Below are 18898 nucleotides of genomic sequence, written 5' to 3'. Positions count from 1 at the left end.
CGCCCGTGGCGCGAGCGTGCGTCACGAGCGTGCGCGATGTCTGCGTGTGGCCCGGCGTGGCGCCTGCAGACACGCACTCTCGCGGGGTGAACCGCTGTTAGTGGAACTGTCCTTCTTCGGTCGAGCCTGCCAGCGCGGTGGTCGAGCTGGTCGGGTCCACCGTGGTGGCGATCCGGTCGAAGTAACCGGCGCCGACCTCACGCTGATGCTTGGTCGCGGTGTAGCCGCGCTCCTCGGCGGCGAACTCGCGCTCCTGCAACTCCACATACGCCGTCATCTGGTTACGGGCGTAGCCGTGCGCCAGATCGAACATCGAGTAGTTGAGCGCGTGGAAGCCGGCCAGCGTGATGAACTGGAACTTGAAGCCCATCGCGCCGAGCTCCTTCTGGAACTTCGCGATCGTCGCGTCGTCGAGATGCTTGCGCCAGTTGAACGACGGTGAGCAGTTGTAGGCCAGCATCTGGTCGGGGAACTCGCTCTTGACGCCTTCGGCGAACCTCTTGGCCAGTTCGAGATCCGGGGTTCCGGTCTCCATCCAGATCAGGTCCGAGTACGGCGCGTAGGCCTTGGCTCGGGCGATGCAGGGCTCGAGACCGTTCTTGACCCGGTAGAAGCCTTCGGCGGTGCGGTCACCGGTGATGAACGGCTGATCGCGCTCGTCGACATCGGAGGTGATCAGCGTGGCGGCCTCGGCGTCGGTGCGGGCGATGACGACCGTGGGCACCCCGGCGACGTCGGCGGCAAGACGCGCCGAGGTCAGGGTGCGGATGTGTTGCTGGGTCGGGATCAGCACCTTGCCACCGAGGTGGCCGCACTTCTTCTCCGAGGCCAGCTGGTCTTCCCAGTGCGAACCGGCGACACCTGCGGCGATCATCGCCTTCTGCAGCTCGTAGACGTTGAGCGCACCACCGAAACCGGCCTCGCCGTCGGCGACGATCGGGGCCAGCCAGTTCTCCACCGAGGTGTCACCCTCGACCTTGGCGATCTCGTCGGCGCGCAGCAGCGCGTTGTTGATGCGACGGACGACCTGCGGCACCGAGTTGGCCGGGTACAGGCTCTGATCGGGGTAGGTGTGACCGGACAGGTTCGCGTCACCGGCGACCTGCCAGCCCGACAGGTAGATCGCCTTGAGTCCGGCGCGCACCTGCTGCACGGCCATGTTGCCGGTCAGCGCACCGAGCGCGTTGACGAAGTCCATATCGTGCAACTGGTCCCACAGCACCTCGGCGCCACGGCGGGCCAAGGTGTGCTCCTCGACGACGTGACCCTGCAGAGCGACGACGTCGGCGGGCGTGTAGGTACGGGTGACGCCCTTCCAGCGCGGGTTGTGGTCCCAGTCGTGCTGGATCTGCTCGGGCGACTTCGGTGTGCCAACGGTCGACATCGGGTTACTCCTTCGAGTTGCGCACTGCTGAAGGGCTTGGGACCCTCAGCAGGTTGTTAATCCTCCAGCGGTGTGGCTGGCCTGCTGATCCGAGGATGCACCACCGCATAACCGCAGGTCCACCTGTTTCGCTTGCCAATTTCCGCCAACCAATTCGGCGAAGTTGCAAAGTTTGCAAATCAGCGCCACAGCTGAAACGGTTCAGAAACTACTGGCCGGTAGCACGTCTTGGCTGGTCAGTACGCCCGTACTGTTTAACGGAAGCGATTCAGAGCGGAAAGATCGCGGCGACGGCTTTCGTCTCGTCGCCGACGGCATATGTGAGCGTTGTAACAGTCCGATCGGTCAGCTCGGGACCGAACGTGTCGGTCGATCCGGGCCGATGGACATGGCGGATGATCTCGAGTTTGTCGCCGAGTGCCACCGGCAGATCGTGCTCGATGGTCACCCGCAGCGGCCCCTTCATCAGTTCGGGCTGCGAGTAGAGGTAGTCCTCGACGACGCTCCAGTACACCGAGTTGTTCATGTGGTCGAAGATGTCGATGTCACTGACGCGGACAGGGTAGTCCCGGACGTGCTCGGCATCTGCCCGGCTACCGGCCGTCAGGTACGGCTTCCAACGCAGCCGACTCTCGTCGGTGGTGCGTCGCAGACCTTCGATGAAGTCGTCGGAGATCCGCGCCGGCCCCTGTGTCTCCCGATTGATGTTGATCCAGAACGCCTCGGATTCGACCAGACCACCCTTGCGGCCCTCGATCCGCACCCGCATCTCGCACCACCGGTTCGACGTCCCCGAGCACCACCGTCGCAGCCGCAGCATGTCCTTGAACACGACGGGCTCGATCATGTCGATCATCGTGCGTCGCACGATCCACAACGGATGGGTTTCCTCGTAACCCATCTCGCGCAGCTGATCGGTGCCGATGTCCTGAATGTGACGGGTGGCCGCATCGAATTTGAGCCTGCCCTCGCGGTCCACGTCGGCCACCCGCAGCGGCCACTGGATGTCGAAGACGTCCGGATGCGGGTCGGGGACGGGCATCATCGTCTTGGCCAGGCCTGAAGCCCCCGGGGTGGTACTCACGGACTCCGATACTGCCACATCCGACCCGCGTGCCAACGCTGCGAATTCATACTTTGCAGCGTTGTTAGTCTGGTTGATGTGGCCAAGACGTTCGTCGGCGCGCGCATCCGGCAGCTCCGCAGCGAACGCGGCTTCAGCCAGGCCGCGCTCGCCCAGATGCTGGAGATATCGCCGAGCTATCTGAACCAGATCGAACACGACGTCCGGCCGCTGACCGTGGCGGTGCTGCTGCGGATCACCGAGTTGTTCGGGGTGGATGCGACGTTCTTCGCGTCCCAGGACGACACCCGCCTGATCGCCGAGCTGCGCGAGGTGATCATGGATCGCGATCTCGACGTCGACGTCGATCCGGCCGAGATCGCCGATATGGTCGGCGCACACCCCACCCTGGCCCGCGCCATGGTGAACCTGCATCGCCGTCATCAGCTCACCACCACCCAGCTCGCCGCGGCCACCGAGGACCGGTTCAACGTCGGAAGCGGCACCGGGTCGGGATCTATCACGATGCCGCACGAAGAGGTGCGCGACTACTTCTATCAGCGGCAGAACTACCTCCACGAGCTGGACACCGCAGCCGAGGAACTCACCTCGGGCATGCGGGTCCATCGGGGTGATCTCGCCGGCGATCTGGCCGACCGATTGCGATTCGTCCACGGTGTCACCATCATTCGCCGCATCGACCTCGGCGAAGGTGTGCTGCACCGTTACGATCCGACGACCAAGCGGCTGGAGATCGGGGCTCAGCTCTCCTCGGGGCAGACGGTGTTCCGGATGGCCGCCGAGCTGGCTTATCTGGAGTGCGGTGAGCTGATCGAGAAACTGGTCGCCGAAGGCAAGTTCACCAGCGACGAGTCCCGCAAGCTCGCCCGGATGGGACTGGCCAACTACTTCGCCGCAGCGACGGTGCTGCCCTACGGACAGTTCCACGAGGTGGCGGAGAAATTCCGCTACGACATCGAACGTCTCTCGGCGTACTACGCGGTCAGCTACGAGACCACCTGTCACCGGCTCTCCACCCTGCAGCGCCCCTCGATGCGGGGCGTCCCGTTCTCCTTCGTCCGGGTCGACCGCGCGGGGAACATGTCAAAACGCCAATCCGCCACCGGGTTTCACTTCTCGTCCAGCGGCGGGACCTGCCCGCTGTGGAATGTCTACGAGACGTTCGCCAACCCGGGCAAGATCTCGGTACAGATCGCCGAGATGCCCGACGGGCGCGCCTACCTGTGGGTGGCGCGGACGGTGGAACGGCGGGCTTCGCGCTATGGTCAGCCGGGTAAGACATTCGCGATCGGCCTGGGCTGCGAATTGCGGCACGCCCAACGGCTCGTCTACTCCGAGGGGTTCGATCTGTCCGGTCACAACGCCACTCCCATCGGTGCCGGCTGCCGGGTGTGCGAACGTGACAACTGTCCGCAACGCGCGTTCCCCGCACTCGGTCGCGCGCTCGACATCGACGAACACCGCTCGACGGTGTCGCCCTACCTGGTGAGGCAGCAATGAGCACGCCTGAACGTCCGCACGAAGGAGCCCCCGATGACGCCACGGACTCCGTTCGCGTCCCACCGGGCGGGTTCAAGGACCTCGGCCCGGTCAACTGGGCGATCGCCAAGATCGGCGCCCGCGGCATCCGCAGACCCCGATTCAGCCTGATGAACGTCCTGGGCCGGCACCGGCTGCTGCTGCCGGTCTGGTTGCCGCTGTCGGCGTATCTGCTCTACGCGGGCAAGCTCTCCCGCCGCGACGCCGAAACGGTGATCCTGCGCGTCGGGCACCTGCGTGGCAGCGAGTACGAACTGCAGCAGCACCGCAGGCTGGCCCGCAGCCGGGGCCTCGATCCCGACACCCAGGCCAGGATCTTCGAAGGTCCCGACGCCGACGGCCTGACCGACCGGCAACGGCTGCTGATCACCGCGACCGACGAGTTCGTCGTCACCCGGGGGGTGTCGGCGCAGACCTGGCAGGCCCTGGCGGCTCACTACACCACCCCGCAGCTCATCGAATTCTGCATGCTGACAGCACAGTACGATGGGCTGGCGGCGACCATCGCGACGCTGCAGGTACCCCTGGACTTCCCCGACTGAGCCCGCCGTATCCGACGGTCAGTAGACGCTGGTGGTCGGTACGACCCTGTCCCCGCCGCGCGCCTTGGCTTCGTACATCGCCGAGTCGGCCGCCGAGATGACGTCGATCAGGTCGAAATCCGGTCGCGTACAGGTCGCCAGACCGATGCTGACCGTGATTGAGGGCTGGGCGGGCGCCGATACCGCGGTGCGGATTCGCTCGGCGACCGCGCCGGCCTGATGCGCCGGGATGCGATCGACGACCAGGAACTCCTCTCCACCCCAGCGCACCACGACGGCGTCCTCGCGCACGCTCGCCCGGATCCGGCGCGCGGTGCGGATCAGGACCTCGTCACCGACCGCGTGCCCCATGCTGTCGTTGACGCCCTTGAAGCCGTCGACGTCGATCAGCAGCGCGCACAGGTCGGAGGTCGCCGGCGCCCCCTCGTTGAGCCGTTTCATCGACACGGCGAGTCCCCGCCGATTGGTCAGCTCGGTCAGCGGGTCGGTCAGCGACTGCTTCGAACTGCCCTGCAGCAGCCAGAATCCGAACTGCAGAGCGGGCAGGATGCAGACGGTGACCAGCAACGCGATGACGGCCCGCGACACCGCCACCTGCAGACCGTAGTCGGGTGTGGACGCCGCCAACCAGACCGCGATGCCGACGACCGAGATCGTGCACCAGGCGATGTGGGCCAGGTGCATGCGCGGACCGTGGAAGAACACCACGTAGCCGCCCGCGCACAACAGGATCGGAATCCCCGACATGGCCAGGTTCGGGTCCCCGAACAGCAGCGCCGACAACGTCATGATGATGTCGACATACACGACCAGGGCCGCCGACTCCCGAACGGTCGGCCACGGCAGCAACGCCCAGCGCGCCGCCCAGGCCAGCGAACCCACACCGACCACGGCCCAACCGATGCGGAACACCGCGGCATCGGCTGCGGGCGGGGCGAACGCGTTCACCAGCGCGAGCACCCCCATCGTGAAGCCGATGCCGGCGATCACCCAGCGCAGGATCGGGAGGAGTCCGCAGTTGCGCAGGAAGTCGATCCGCCACTGGTAGTCGTCGCGCTGCCGCCACCACTGCGCCAGCAACCCTCGGACGGATCCGTCCCCCATTGGCACATACTAGGCACCGGTGAACGCTGTCCGATCACGAAATGCGATGTCGGACGCAATTTGTCACCGTGGCAGCTACAGGGTCACCGTGACAACTACAGCGTCACCGTGACAACTACAGGGTCACCGTGACAACTACAGCGTCACCGTGACAACTACAGGGTCACCGTGACAACTACAGGGTCACCGTGACAGCTACAGGTATGTCACGCCCAGCACGGCCAGCGAGAACAGCACCGGCGAGATCGGCAGCGCGCACAGGAATGCCGCCCAGATCTCCGACGTGCGGTCTTTGCGCCGCATTTTGTGCCAGCCCAGCAACCCGCACAGCAGACCCGCCGCGACCGACACCCCGGCCACCACGAGCACCCAGAAGGACACGTCCGACGACGAGATCGCCGCCGAGATACCGGCCAACCACAGGATGTGACCGACCACCAATCCGCCGACTCCGGCGACCCAGAGCGCCCTCAACTAGAAGTTGATCATGTGGCCGACCAAACCGTGGAAGCACTCCTGCAGCGCCTCGGACAGGGTCGGGTGGGTGTGCACGTTGCGGGCCAGCTCGTTGGCGGTCAGATCCCACTTCTGCGCCAGGGTCAGCTCGGGCAGCAACTCCGAGACGTCCGGGCCGATCAGGTGACCGCCGAGTAGCTCGCCGTACTTGGCATCGGCGACGAGCTTGACGAAACCGGTCGGGTCGGCCAGTCCGTGCGCCTTACCGTTCGCGGTGAACGGGAACTTCGCGACCACGACGTCATAACCCTCGTCCTTGGCCTGTTCCTCGGTCAGCCCGAAGCTGGCCACCTGGGGCTGACAGAACGTCGCGCGCGGCAACATCCGGTAGTCGCCCAGCGCCAGTGTCTCGGCTCCGGCGATGGTCTCGGCGGCCACCACGCCCATCGCCTCGGCGACGTGGGCCAGCTGCAGCTTGCCGGTGACGTCGCCGATCGCATAGATGTGGCTGACGTTGGTGCGCATGTAGTCGTCGATGCCGATGGCCTTGCGGTCGGTCAGCTCCACCCCGGCCTTGTCCAGTCCGAAGCCCTCGACGTTGGGCGCGAACCCGATGGCCTGCATCACCTTGTCGGCCTTGAGCTCTTCGGATTTACCGTTCTTGCTGACCGTGACGTAGACCGAGCCGTCGGCGCCCTCGTCACGGATCTGCTCGACCTTGGTGCCGGTCAGGATCTTCACGCCCAGCTTCTTGTACTGCTTCTCGATCTCCTTGGAGACCTCGGCGTCCTCGTTGGGCAGCGCGCGCGGCAGGAACTCGACGATGGTGACATCGACACCGTAGTTCTTCAGCACGTAGGCGAATTCCATGCCGATGGCCCCGGCGCCGGCGATGATGATCGACCCCGGCAGCTCCCGCGACAGGATCTGGTTCTCGTAGGTGACCACGTTCTCGCTCAGCGAGGTGCCGGGCACCAGCCGGGTGCTCGAACCGGTCGCGATGATCGCGTTGTCGAACTCGACCTTCTGGGTGCCGCCCTCGTTGAGGTCCACCTCGATGCTGTTGGCCCCGGTGAACTTGCCGTAGCCGTGGATCTCGGTGATCTTGTTCTTCTTCATCAGGAAGTGCACCCCGGCCACCCGGCCGTCGGCAACCTTGCGGCTGCGGTCGAAGGCAGCGCCGTAGTCGAAGCTCGCTTCGCCGCTGATGCCGAATGTCTTGGCTTCCTTGGTGAAGATGTGGGCCAGTTCGGCATTGCGCAGCAGCGCCTTCGACGGGATACACCCGACGTTGAGGCAGACACCGCCCCAGTACTTGGGTTCGACGATGGCAGTGCTCAGCCCGAGCTGCGCGGCACGAATGGCCGCGACGTACCCGCCGGGACCGGCTCCGAGAACAACGACGTCATAGTGGGTCACGGTTCTCACCCTAACGGGCGCGGCAAGACGAGTGCGTCCGCTGTGAGCTCCTCGATCAATGCGGGGTCGTGGCTGACGAGCACGACCGCGGCGCCGGCCGCCGAGATCTGCCGCAGCAGCCCGACGACGGCCCCGGCGGCGATCGGATCCAGCATCGCCGTCGGCTCGTCGCACAGCACGAATCCGGCCCGCTGGGTCAGCACACGGCCCAGACAGGCGCGCTGCAACTGCCCGTCACTGACCTGACCCGGAAAGCGGTCCAGCAGCTCGGGTTCCAGTCCGACGCGCACCGACACGTCGTCGAGGCGAACCCGTTCCCCACGGATCGCGGCGGGTTCGGCGATGATCTGCGCAAGTGTCCAGCGCGGATTGCAGACCAGCCGCGGGTGCTGGGCCAGCAAGGCCACCGCCCCGGTCGGCGGCGCAGGGCTGCCGTCGTAGCGGACCGTCCCGGCGTCGGGACGATGCAGACCGGCCAGCACCCGCAACAGCGTGGTCTTTCCGCTGCCCGATGCGCCGGTGACACCGGTCACCGACCCCGCCGGGGCAGCGAGGTCGACGCCGTCGAGAACCGTCCTGCCGCCGAATGCGACGGTCAGACCGGTGGCCTGCAGACCCCTCATACCGGCACTGCGCCGAGCAGAGCCCGGGTGTAGGGGTCGGCGTCACCGAGGACCTCGGTCAACGGCGCCTGGGACGCCACCGTGCCGCGGACCATCACCGCCACGTCGTCACACACTGCGGCCCGCAGCAGCGAGGGCATGTCATGGGTGATCACCAGCACCGCGGCGCCGCCGGCGGCGGCGTCACCGAGCAGTCGCCAGACCAGCGCGGCGTTGTCCGGGTCGAGCGCGGAGGTCGGTTCGTCGGCGAGCAGCAGCGCGGGCCGGCCGGCCAGCGCCGCGGCGATCGCGACGCGCTGCGCCATGCCGCCGGACAGTTCATGCGGGTAACGGTCGGCCACTCCCGGCGGCAGGGCGACGGCCGCGCACAGCTGGGCGGGGGTGCGGTCGGCGCCCAGGCGAGTGCAGACTTCGGCGAGCTGCGAGCCGACCGTGCGGACCGGGGTGAACGACGTGGCCGCCGACTGCGGCACCATCCCGATCCGGTGACCGCGCAGGGCCCGCCAGGCCCGTTCGTCGCCGGTGCGCACCTGGTCGCCCGCGATGCGGATCTGCCCCCGAACGTGGGAGCCGGGCGGCATCAGGCCCGACAGGGCGGCCGCGACAAGTGACTTGCCGCAACCGGACTCGCCGATGAGCGCGGTGACCCGACCGGCCCGCAGCTCCAGATCGACGTCATCGAGGACACGAACCGCCGCCGCGTTCCGTCCGCGGCCCAGGTCGATGTCGACGGTGAGGCCGATCAGCCGGGCCGCGGTCGTCATCTCGCGCGGGCCGGTCACCACACCGCTCCCGTGGGCGGACTGTGCCGGTTGCGCACACTGGTGCCGGCCGCGGCGAAGGCCAGTGCGGTGGCGATGAGCGCGGCGGCGGGCAGCGCAAGTGTCCACCAGGCCCCGGTGAGCACATCGCCGCGCGCCTCACTGAGCAAAGTGCCCAGACTCGCCCGGTCCGGCGAGAGCCCCACGCCGAGGAACGACAACGTGGATTCGTGCCACACCGCGTGCGGTAACAGCACCACCATCGCCACCAGTGCCTGCCCGGTCACCGCCGGCACCAGATGACGACGTGCGACGAACCAGCGGGAGGCGCCGGCCAACTTCGCGGTCTGCACCCACCCCGCATCGGCGACCGCGAGCAGTTCAGCACGCACCACGCGAGCCACGGCCGGCCAATGCGTCAGGGCGATCGAGGCGATGATCGCCAACGGGGCACCGCGCCACATCGCGGCGATCACGATGCCCACCACCAGGTGCGGCAGCGCGTTGAAACCGTCGACGAGCCGCATGACGACCGCGTCGAACCAGCCGCCGACGAGGGCGGCCAGCACGCCGATCGTCATGCCCAGGGCGGTGGCCGCCAGCGCGCACACGACGGCGATCAGCAGCGACACCCGCAGCCCCTCGGCCGTCCGCACCAACAGGTCGTATCCGGAATGGTCAGTGCCGGCAAGGTGTTCGGGGCTGGGCGGACGCAGCGCGGCGGAGAAGTCGGCGATCTGGTCACCGGCGAGGAGTGGGATCCCGACGGCGGTGACCGCGATGGCGCCGAGCACAATCCACGGCCAGTCCGGGCGCCACCGGGTGCGCACCGCTACCGGGGTGGTCATGCGGTCATCCTGATCCGCGGGTCGATGGCGACCGCGGCCGCGTCGGAGAGCGCCGAACCGGCCAGCACTGCCGCCGCGGCGGCCACCGTGAGCGCAGCAAGTAGCGGAAAGTCCAGGGCTGCAGCCGATTCCACCAGGACAGCAGCCATCCCGGGCCAACCGAACACGGTCTCGACGATCGCCGCACCTGCGATCAACTCCGGGAGCCTGGTACCCAACAGCGCCAGCGTCGGCAGCACCGAGACCGGTGCGATGTGACCGCGCAGCAGCTCCCAGCCGTACACGCCGCGGGACCGGGCGCCGCGCACCGCGTCGGAGTCGATACCGGCCACCACCGCGGCGCGGGTGGTCAGTAGCAGCCACGGGATCATCGACACGGTGAGCGCTATCCACGGCAGGATCCCGTGGCGCAGCACCCCTTCGAACGTATAGCCGGCACCCGGTGCGGCGGCCCCGGATGCCGGCAACCAGCGCAGCCCGACCGCGACGACGACGACGAGCGCGAGCGCGACCACGAACGGCGGGACCGCGGCGAAGGTGACGGAGAACCCGGTGCACAGCCGGTCGATCAGCCCGCCGCGCCGCATGCCGGCCAGGCAGCCCAACAGGACGGCCAGCGCCGTGGCCGTCAGCAGCGCCGCACCGGACAGCACGAGCGTGAACGGCATCCGTTCGGCCAGCACCGTGGTGACCGGCTGCGATTGGGTCGAGGACCAGCCGAGGTCTGCGCGGGTGAGCCCCCCGACCCACTGCCACCAGGCCTGGTACCAGGGTTGGTCGGTCTGGTAGGCCACCCGCATGGCGTCGCGCTGGGACGCGGTGGCGAACTGGTAGTTGCCGCCCAGGTAGGCGGCCAACGGGTCGAACGGCGACAGCGATGCGACGAAGAACATCGCCGCCGAGATACCGGCCGTCAGCGGAATCGCGATCGCGGTCCGCAGCGCCAGTAGCCGCGCGGCGGCACGCCACCGTCGCCCCGGACGGTCGGGGGCTGCGTGTTCGGCGACCGCGACGGTCGCGGTCGGTGTCAGCGTGTCCATGCCTGCACGTTCCACCAGGGACCCCAGGACACGCCGTGCGAATGCGGCTCCAAGATCGGCGCGCTCTGCTGCCAGCCGAGGTCGCGATAGGCGTAGGTGTGGTCGAGGAAGGCCAGGAAGACGTGTGAGGGTTCAGCGGTGTAGACGCCCTGGATCTGGCGGTACAGCTGGTCCTTCTCGGGCCCCGACGGCGACCTGCTCGCCTGCTCGAGGAGTTCGTCGAGGCCCGGCGCGGTGAAGTTCCCGGGGTTGGAGTACGGCGAGGAGTCCGGTACCCGGGTGTGCAGGGTGTCGTACACCTGGGAGTCGATGCTGTAGGGCCGGGCTCCGCCACCGAGCACGACGGCCGCATCGCCGAACCTGGTGTCGATGTCGTCCCAGCTGGTGCCGCGCGGCCGCACCTCGATGCCCAGTGGGGTCATCGCGGCTGCGTAGGCGACCGCGAGATCACGGCGCAGCGTGTCCTGGGCGTTGTAGAGCAGCTCGAAGGACGCTCGCGCGCCGTCTTTCTCGCGGATCCCGCCGGCACCGATGCGCCACCCAGCCTCGTCGAGGAGGCTGCCGGCCCGGGTTGCGTCGAAGGAGTACTGCACGGCGGGGTCATAGGCGTCGCCGTAGGCCTCTGCCACCGGCGTGCTGGCCGGACGGCCATAGCCCACCAGCACGTCGCGCACCATCGCGTCGCGGTCCACCCCGAGGTTCATCGCGAGCCGGGCACGCGCGTCGGCGGTGAACGGATTCCCGGCGGGCAGCGCGATCCCTCGCCAGTCCGCGGACTGCACGGCCACCGTCCGCACATTCTCGCCATTGACCGAATCGACAAGTCGCGGAGGGAGATTGGTGCCGTCGACGGCGCCGGAGACCATGCTCTGAGCGCGGGCATTGTCGTCGGGAGCGTAGGTGTAGACCAGACGGCGCACCTGCGCCGGTTCGCCCCAGTAATCGTCGCGTGCCACCAGTACCGCCTGGTCGGGGCGAAGGCTCTCCAGCCGGTACGGACCGGTGCCGACAGGAGCGGTGTTGACCCCCCAGTCGGCGGCCGGGCCGGCCTCGACCTGCTCCGAGGGCAGGATCCCCAGGAGCAGGTGGGGCCGTGGGTCGGCGGCGGTGTTCAACTCGACCGTCACCGCGTCGGGACCGTCGGCACGCATCGAGACGATGGGTGCCACCGACGTGGAGATCTCCGAGGCCACCGCCGGATCGCCGACCGCGGTGTAGGTCGCCACCACATCGGCGGCGTCCAGCTCGCTGCCGTCGGAGAACGCCACGCCGGAACGCAACGGAATGCGCCAGCGATTGGGGCCGGCCGGTTCGGGTTCGCCGGCGGCCAGGGCGGGCTCGAGCTCGGGTACCACGGTGTCGGTGGTGGCGCTGGGCCGGTACAGACCGTCGTAGAGGGGTGAGACGCCGGATTCGGAGTAGCCGCTGACCGGGTTGAACCCGCCGAGTGCGTAACTCTCGGCAAGGACGATCTGGTCGGCGTCCCGCTCGTCGGGGGCGCCGGCACAGCCTGCGATCAGCGCCACGAGCGCGATACCTGCCGTACCGGACCGTCGAACGATCGTCGCCCTCATCTGTCTATCTGAACATATGTGCACACTCCTGGCACGGGCGGCCGGGAGCCGCTATCCGATACCAAAGATACGAAATTCACTAGATATTGACGGAGACGTCACGTATGGTGACAGCACCGCGATGAATCAGCTGCTCAAAGCATGTCACGGCGGAAGCATTCGGTTCACTTCCGATTCATCGCGGCGTTGCTGAAATCGCACCAACGGTGCGCGTTTTCGGCGATGCCATCCGAGGGTCGCGGGTGCGGCCGAGAAGGGTCAGGCCAGATGTCGAAACACCGCAGGGTCGGACAACACCGGGCGCCCACCGCGAAGGTGCATTCGTTCCTCGGCACCGGCGTCGCCGGCGCAACCATGGTCGGGATCGGCATCATGGCCGCGCAACCGCCGGTGGACGTGCTGGCGGACACGGTCGACGTGCGGCTGACCTCCACCGGCTACGACTGCGCGCCCGGCGGCGTGGTCGACTGCGCGATCGGCGACGTGATCGAAGGCGCGTTCGGCGGTGGCGGTTCGCCCACCCCGAACGCTCTGTGGTCGGCCGATTCCACTGCCCGGCCGATGATCGGCGCGGGCGGCTGGCTGATCGGCAACGGCCTCAGCGCCGCCGAGGACTGCTCGGGTACCGCCTGCAACGGCGGCAACGGCGGCCTGCTGTGGGGTAACGGCGGCAACGGGGCCAACGGCGGCAACGGCGGCAACAGCGGCTTCCTGGCCGGCGACGGCGGTCACGGCGGCAACGCGGCCGGAGCAGGGCTCGACGGAGGCCACGGCGGCAAGGGCGGACTGTTCCTCGGCAACGGTGGCAACGGAGGCGCCGGTGGAGCCGGCTCGGCCGGGGCGGCCGGTTCCTCCGGCGGCGACGGTCAGGCCGGAACCTCGGGCGGCAACGGCGGGAAGGGTGGCAGCGGCGGCCTGCTCCTCGGCCGCGGCGGCAACGGAGGCGCGGGCGGTGCCGGCGGCGCAGGCGGGATCGGCTCCACCGGCGCCGACGGCCCGAGCGCGAGCAACGCGGGCCAGGACGGCAGCGACGGAGCCGACGGCGGTGACGGCGGTGACGGCGGCGCGGGCGGTAAAGGCGGCGCGGGAGGTTCAGGCGGATTCCTCGGCCGACACGGCACCGGCGGAATCGGCGGAGCAGGCGGCGACGGGGCGACACCCGGAGACGGCGGCCGCGGTGGATCGGGAGCCGACGGGTCCAGTGGCGGTCATGGCGGAGCAGGCGGCAGCGGCGGCACGGTGGGCCGCGCCGGAGCCGGCGGCGCGGGCGGCTTCAGCGGCAACGGCTACGCCGCCTCCGGCTCGGATGGCACCGCCGGACCGGCCACCGGGTTCTTCGGCAACGGCGGCGACGGCGGCCGGGGCGGCAACGCGCTGGCTGCGGGCGGTTCTGGTGGTGCGGGCGGCGCGGGCGGTGACGGCGGCGCGATCGGCAACGGCGGCAACGGCGGCGCGGGCGGTACAGGGATGTCGGGTGCACACGGCGCCAACCCGGTGGCCGGCGGGGCAGCCGCCGGCGGCAGCACCGGCGACGCCGGAGACCCCGGCGCCCAGGGCGGCAACGGCGCCCCCGGCGTCCTAAACCCCGACGGCACCGCGCAGTCCGGCGGGCACGGCGGTGACGGCGGCGACGGAACCTCGGCGACCGGGAACGCGGCATCGGGAGCCGGCGGCCACGGCGGTTCCGGCGCACCCGGACAACACGGCGGAAACGGCGGAAACGGTGGACGCGCACAAGGGTTCGAGGATGCCCTGGCCGGCGCGGGCGGTGACGGCGGTGCCGGCGGCGGCGGTGTGGCCGGGCAGGCCGGTGGCGGGGGTGGCGCAGGTGGAGCCGGCGGGGCCGGCGGCACGGTGCGCGGCAACGGCGGCAGCGGCGGTGCCGGAGGTGACGGCGCGCACGGAGGTGACGGTGCAGCCGGCGGCGACGGCGGCAACGGCGGCCACGGGGGCCAGGCCACCAGCAGCCTGCAGGATCCGACGACACCCCAGGGCGTCCCGTCCACACGCGGTGCGGCGGTATCCGGCGACGGTGGAAACGGCGGACGTGGCGGGCACGGCGGCGCCGGCGGCGCCGGCGGCGCGGGCGGAGACGGCGGCGCCGCGGGACAGGCCCGGGCGGTCGGCTACAGCGACGGCACGCACGGGACCGGCGGTGTGGGCGGCAACGGCGGCAACAGCGGGACCGGTGGCAACGGAGGCGTCGGCGGCAACGGGGGCGTCGGCGGCGCCGCCAATCCCGGGGGTACGGGCAGCGCCGGCGCGGGCGGCAACGGCGGCAGCGGAGGCACCGGAGGCAACGCAGGCGCAGTCGGCCACGGCGGTGCGGGCGGCAACAGCGGCAACGGCACGCGCGCGGCGTCCGGAATCGACGGAAACCTGCCGATCGAGCCCAGCGGCATGGGCGGAAACGGCGGAAACGGCGGCAATTCGACGGGCAACTATCCCGACCCGGCCGTCGGCGGCACGCCGGGCGGCAACGGCGGACGCGGCGGCGACGGCGGCAACGTCGGCCACGGCGGTACCGGCGGGAACGGCGGCAGCGGAGGGTACGGCGGTGTCGGCGTCAAGGGCGCAGGCGCCACTGAACCAGGAGCCGACGGGACCGACGGCGGCAACGGCGGGCACGGCGGAAACGGCGGTCAGGGTGGTGACGGCGGCAACGGCGGGTCGATCTCCGGCGATGCCGGAAACGGAGGACGGGGCGGCAACGGTGGCTGGGGTGGCGACGGCGGCACCGCCCTCGGCAGCGGTGGTGCCGGCACCTTCGACGTCAACGACGGCCGCGGCGGCGACGGCGGCAGCGGCGGCGACGGCGGTCACGGCGGCAACGGCGGCGACGGCGGCAAGGCCGGCAGCGCGAGCAACGGCGCCGCCGGGCGCGACGGCGACGGCGGCAACGGCGGCAACGGCGGAACCCAGGGCGGTGCAGGCGGCGGCGGTGCCGGCGCGGCCGGTACCGCCGATCACATCGACGGCGGTGACGGCGGTGACGCCGGCCTGGTGGGCAACGTCGGCACCGGCGGTCAGGGCGGCAACGGTCACGTCAATGGCAACACCGGGGCCTCCGGACCGCCGCGCACCCTCAACAACGGCGGGGGCGGTGCCGGCGGTAACGGATACAGCGCGACCACCCCGGGCGCAAGCGGCGGTAACGGCGGCAACGGCGGCAGTGGCGGCACCCTGAACAGCAACGGCGGCCGCGGTGGCAACGGCGGCAGCGGAGCCAACGGCACTGCCGGAGCGACCGGGACAGGACCCGGGGTCTCGGGCGCCGACGCACCGATCGCGGGTGGCAACGGCGGCAACGGCGGCAACGGCGGCGCAGTGCTCGGCGGCACCGGCACCGGTGGCGCCGGTGGCAGCGGAGGCGCGGGTGGCCACGGATCTGCCGGCGGTAACGGAGTGGCCGGCGCCGCGGGCACCGGTCAGAACGGCGGCAGTGGTGGCAATGCCAGTTCCGGCGGATCCGGAGGCAGCGGCGGTGCGGGCGGTGCGAACCTCGGCTCGGGCAAGGGCGGCCCCGGCGGTGCAGGAGGCCGCGGCGGCAACGGCGCCAAGGGCGGAAACGGCACCGCAGGCGGCAGCGGGACCACACCCGTCGGTAACGGTGGCTCCGGGGGTAATGGCGGCAATGGCAGCACCGGCGGGACGGGCGGCCTCGGCGGCGACGGCGGCTCGTCGGTCGGTGGAGCGGGTGGCACCGGTGGGGCGGGCGGCACCGGCGGGTCCGCAGGCGCCTCAGGCTCGGCGGGCAGCGGTGGCAACGGCACCGGCGGCGGTTCCAAGGGCGGCAGCGGAGCACCCGGGACCGCAGGCACCGCCGGCTCCAACGGCAGCGCCGGCGCCGGTGGGAGTTCCGGCGCACCGTAACCCCTGCTGTCGGCCGGCACCGCCGGCCGACAGTCGGATCCGTCAGCCGCGCAACGGTTCTCGGCTGACCGCTGTCAGCCTGCGATCCAGCCCAACCCGTAGCTGGCATACAGCAGGCCGGCGCCGACCGCCGCGGCGAACGGTGCCGACATCAGCGCGATCGCCGTCGCCGCGACGCCCGGCCGATCCTGAACCATTGCGGTCAACAGACTGCCGACGACGCACGCCACCACGAGCACCAGGACGGCGAACACCGGCAAGGTCTTGTCCACGGAGTGAAACCACCAGAAGTACAGGCCCGCCCCGGCTGCCCCGCAGACCAGCCACATCGCCGTGACGACGAGCACGAACCGCCACCGACCCACGTCTGCGGCCACCGCGGGTACCGCGACCGGGCGCGCCGGCGGCGCCGGCAGCTCGCCGGCACCGGCAGGCTCCTCGATCACCGTGCGCGGCGTGTGCTCAAGCACCGGACGCCACCTGAATCGCGGTCAGCGCCCCGAACCATCCCGGCCCGATGGCCAGGATCATGGCGCCGACGGCGGTCATCCAGCGCCGGCCCGACATCAGGATCATCAGCATGCCGATCACGCCGGGTACACCAATCACCAGCCCGATCGCGAGGTCAGGACGAATCACCGTACTGAGTTCGACTGCCACCAGCAGCGCGGCCATCATGCCGAGAGCGACGCCGATGATCATCACTCCGGCCAGCACCGATGCTCGTGGCAGCGGGATCACAATCTCGACGATAACGCCGCGGTACCGGTAAGCCGGTGCGGCGCGCCCTAGGTGCCAAGCGGAATCGAGCAGGCGTCCTGGGTCTGAGGATCGGCCTCGGAGACGATGTGTGTTCCGTCGGCGGCGGGCCGCTCACCGCGTTCGTAGGCAGCGCCGGTCACCGGCGGGACCCCAGCCAGCGCTCGGTTCTCGTCGTCGGTGAAGGCCCGCCCCCGCGACAGGAACCGCTTGCCCTCCGGGGATTCCAGGCTGAACCCGCCCCCGCGGCCCGGCACCACGTCGATGACCAGCTGGGTGTGCTTCCAGGTGTCGAACTGCGGTCCGGAGATCCACACCGGCACACCGTCGCCGACGTCGAGCACGGCGAGCAGCACATCGCGGTCACCGACCAGGAAGTCGCCGTGCGGATAGCACATCGGGGAGGAACCATCGCAGCAACCGCCGGACTGGTGGAACATCAACGTCCCGTGTCGGTCCTGCAGGGTCCGCAACAACTCGGCGGCGGCCTCGGTGACCAGCGCTCGCTTCGGAGCGTGTTCGTCGGCGGTCTGTTCGTCGGCGGCGTGCATGTCAGCCATTGTCCTCCTCGGACGCATCGGCGGCGCCGGCCGTTCGGGCAGTACGGATCGCCGGTGCGGTCGACGGCGGCAGCAGCATCCGGCGGTCGGCGGGAAACTCGATCTGCAGCTCGACCGAGCCGGCGAAGCGGTACGGCTGCGCTGCCAGCAGACCGGCGAACTGCTTGCGCAGCCGCGACATCTCGGCGCGCACCGTCACCACCCGCGACCGGTCGCCGTAGAGATCCTCGGCCAGCTGCGGCGCCGTCCGGCCCTGCCGCGAAATAGCCAGGGCACAGAGGATTTCCGCATGTCGCAGGGTCAGATCGTGGCGCCAGCTGCCGAACTCGCCGGCCATCACCAGCGACGGCGAATCCGGATCGGTGAAGTCAAGTCGCACCTGGGAGACCCGGGCATCGACGTCATCCTGTTCGGCCGGCCGCACCAGCCAGCCGCCGGGCAGCGGTTCCACCGCGCACATTCCCAGCGCGGTCAGCCACACCCGCCCGGGCCCCATCTGCTCAGGCAGCAGGATGCGGTTGTGCAACGGCATGGCGTCGACGGCCGCGACCCACCCCTCGGTGTCGACGGCCAGCGCCGGGCTGTCCATCCGCGCCAGGATCGGAGCGGCGAGCGCACGCAGCCGGTTGAGGGTGCGGTCGTGGTCCTGCCGCAGGTGCGACTCAGCCAGGCGGGCGACCGCGGCCACGAGCGCGATGGTCGTCGGGTGGACCGTCGCGGCCGGACCCGATACGTCGACCACGCCGATCACCTGCCCGGTCCGCGGGTCGCGGATCGGGGCGCCCGCACAGGTCCAGGAGTGATGGCTACGCAGGAAATGCTCGGCGGAGAACACCTGCACAGCGCGCTGCGACACGAGTGCGGTGCCGATGGCGTTGGTGCCGACCGCGCCCTCACCCCAGTTCGCACCCTCGACGAAACCGAGCCGATCGGCATTGCTCAGCACGGCCGGTGACCCGGACCGCCACAGCACCCGTCCACGCGCGTCGGCGACGACGAGGATGTTGTCCCCGTCGGCGACCAGCGATTCCAACCCGTGGGAGATCTCGCCGAGCACCTCCATCAGCCCGGACGACCGGCGCAGCATCTCCAGTGCCGCCGTCTCGACCACCGGCGTCCCACCCTCGTCCGGGTCCCGGCGCATACCGCCGGCCATCATCCGGCGCCACGACTCGCCGATGATCTCCCGGGGCCGCGCCGGAGCGCGGTGCCCGGCCATGGTTGCGTCGTAGACAGCCGACATCAACCGCGCGTAGCTGCGCGGGTCCTCACCGACCGCGACCGCGGGTTCAGGCACGGGTGAACTGCCGATAGTGCCGGCCATCAACCCCG

General features: G+C 70.0%; 17 protein-coding genes. 3 read left to right on the top strand and 14 right to left on the bottom strand.

Annotated features, from left to right (window positions below):
• Nucleotides 1-97: 97 nt before the first annotated feature.
• The gene (gene aceA, locus ACNUDN_RS03340; protein WP_419120623.1) at nt 98-1384 is read right to left on the bottom strand and encodes an isocitrate lyase; all 1287 of its coding nucleotides are present in this window, start codon (nt 1382-1384) and stop codon (nt 98-100) included.
• A gap of 268 nt (nt 1385-1652) precedes the next feature.
• Nucleotides 1653-2429, bottom strand: coding sequence for an acyl-ACP thioesterase domain-containing protein (locus tag ACNUDN_RS03335; protein WP_419124998.1), 777 nt, complete (start codon nt 2427-2429; stop codon nt 1653-1655).
• Between the two features lie 117 nt (nt 2430-2546).
• Here ACNUDN_RS03335 and ramB point away from each other — a divergent pair, with 117 nt between their 5' ends.
• Nucleotides 2547-3968, top strand: coding sequence for an acetate metabolism transcriptional regulator RamB (ramB, locus tag ACNUDN_RS03330; RefSeq protein WP_419120622.1), 1422 nt, complete (start codon nt 2547-2549; stop codon nt 3966-3968).
• Nucleotides 3965-4549 (top strand): carboxymuconolactone decarboxylase family protein, encoded by a 585-nt coding sequence (locus ACNUDN_RS03325; RefSeq protein WP_419120621.1) that lies wholly within the window; start codon nt 3965-3967, stop codon nt 4547-4549. The genes ramB and ACNUDN_RS03325 overlap by 4 nt, the downstream gene beginning before the upstream one ends.
• An 18-nt stretch (nt 4550-4567) precedes the next feature.
• Here the strand turns inward: ACNUDN_RS03325 and ACNUDN_RS03320 are convergent, their stop codons facing one another.
• From ACNUDN_RS03320 to ACNUDN_RS03285, 8 genes are all read right to left on the bottom strand, one after another.
• Nucleotides 4568-5653, bottom strand: coding sequence for a GGDEF domain-containing protein (locus tag ACNUDN_RS03320; protein ID WP_419120620.1), 1086 nt, complete (start codon nt 5651-5653; stop codon nt 4568-4570).
• Nucleotides 5654-5848: 195 nt separating this feature from the next.
• Nucleotides 5849-6127: a hypothetical protein gene (locus ACNUDN_RS03315; protein WP_419120619.1), complete on the bottom strand. Its 279-nt coding sequence runs from the start codon at nt 6125-6127 to the stop codon at nt 5849-5851.
• Nucleotides 6128-7528, bottom strand: coding sequence for a dihydrolipoyl dehydrogenase (gene lpdA, locus ACNUDN_RS03310; RefSeq protein WP_419120618.1), 1401 nt, complete (start codon nt 7526-7528; stop codon nt 6128-6130).
• A 5-nt stretch (nt 7529-7533) separates the two neighbouring features.
• On the bottom strand, nt 7534-8151 hold the full coding sequence (locus ACNUDN_RS03305) for an ABC transporter ATP-binding protein (protein ID WP_419120617.1): 618 nt from the start codon (nt 8149-8151) through the stop codon (nt 7534-7536).
• The gene (locus tag ACNUDN_RS03300; protein ID WP_419124997.1) at nt 8148-8915 is read right to left on the bottom strand and encodes an ATP-binding cassette domain-containing protein; all 768 of its coding nucleotides are present in this window, start codon (nt 8913-8915) and stop codon (nt 8148-8150) included. The genes ACNUDN_RS03305 and ACNUDN_RS03300 overlap by 4 nt, the downstream gene beginning before the upstream one ends.
• Nucleotides 8916-8929: 14 nt before the next feature.
• Nucleotides 8930-9760, bottom strand: coding sequence for an ABC transporter permease (locus tag ACNUDN_RS03295; RefSeq protein WP_419120616.1), 831 nt, complete (start codon nt 9758-9760; stop codon nt 8930-8932).
• Nucleotides 9757-10800, bottom strand: coding sequence for an ABC transporter permease (locus tag ACNUDN_RS03290; RefSeq protein WP_419120615.1), 1044 nt, complete (start codon nt 10798-10800; stop codon nt 9757-9759). Before ACNUDN_RS03290 ends, ACNUDN_RS03295 begins: the two co-directional genes overlap by 4 nt.
• On the bottom strand, nt 10788-12374 hold the full coding sequence (locus ACNUDN_RS03285) for an ABC transporter substrate-binding protein (RefSeq protein WP_419120614.1): 1587 nt from the start codon (nt 12372-12374) through the stop codon (nt 10788-10790). The genes ACNUDN_RS03290 and ACNUDN_RS03285 overlap by 13 nt, the downstream gene beginning before the upstream one ends.
• Before the next feature lie 267 nt (nt 12375-12641).
• On the opposite strand from ACNUDN_RS03285, the gene ACNUDN_RS03280 reads away from it, so the two are divergent.
• Entirely contained in the window at nt 12642-16247 is a 3606-nt protein-coding gene (locus ACNUDN_RS03280) for a PE family protein (RefSeq protein ID WP_419120613.1), read from the top strand.
• Between the two features lie 74 nt (nt 16248-16321).
• On the opposite strand, the gene ACNUDN_RS03275 is transcribed toward ACNUDN_RS03280, so the two are convergent.
• From ACNUDN_RS03275 to ACNUDN_RS03260, 4 genes are read right to left on the bottom strand one after another with little or no spacing between them, the layout of a single operon-like run.
• Entirely contained in the window at nt 16322-16717 is a 396-nt protein-coding gene (locus ACNUDN_RS03275) for a hypothetical protein (RefSeq protein ID WP_419120612.1), read from the bottom strand.
• Nucleotides 16710-16988 (bottom strand): putative holin, encoded by a 279-nt coding sequence (locus ACNUDN_RS03270; protein ID WP_419120611.1) that lies wholly within the window; start codon nt 16986-16988, stop codon nt 16710-16712. Before ACNUDN_RS03270 ends, ACNUDN_RS03275 begins: the two co-directional genes overlap by 8 nt.
• 47 nt (nt 16989-17035) lie before the next feature.
• Entirely contained in the window at nt 17036-17566 is a 531-nt protein-coding gene (locus ACNUDN_RS03265) for a DUF779 domain-containing protein (RefSeq protein WP_419120610.1), read from the bottom strand.
• Nucleotides 17559-18890: a helix-turn-helix domain-containing protein gene (locus ACNUDN_RS03260; RefSeq protein ID WP_419120609.1), complete on the bottom strand. Its 1332-nt coding sequence runs from the start codon at nt 18888-18890 to the stop codon at nt 17559-17561. The genes ACNUDN_RS03265 and ACNUDN_RS03260 overlap by 8 nt, the downstream gene beginning before the upstream one ends.
• Between the last annotated feature and the right edge of the window lie 8 nt (nt 18891-18898).

Origin of the sequence: Mycobacterium sp. smrl_JER01, assembly GCF_048513595.2 — a bacterium.
Classification (GTDB): Bacteria; Actinomycetota; Actinomycetes; order Mycobacteriales; family Mycobacteriaceae; genus Mycobacterium.
Note: the sequence above shows the minus strand (reverse complement) of the source record. Positions and strands in the feature narration are given on the sequence as shown.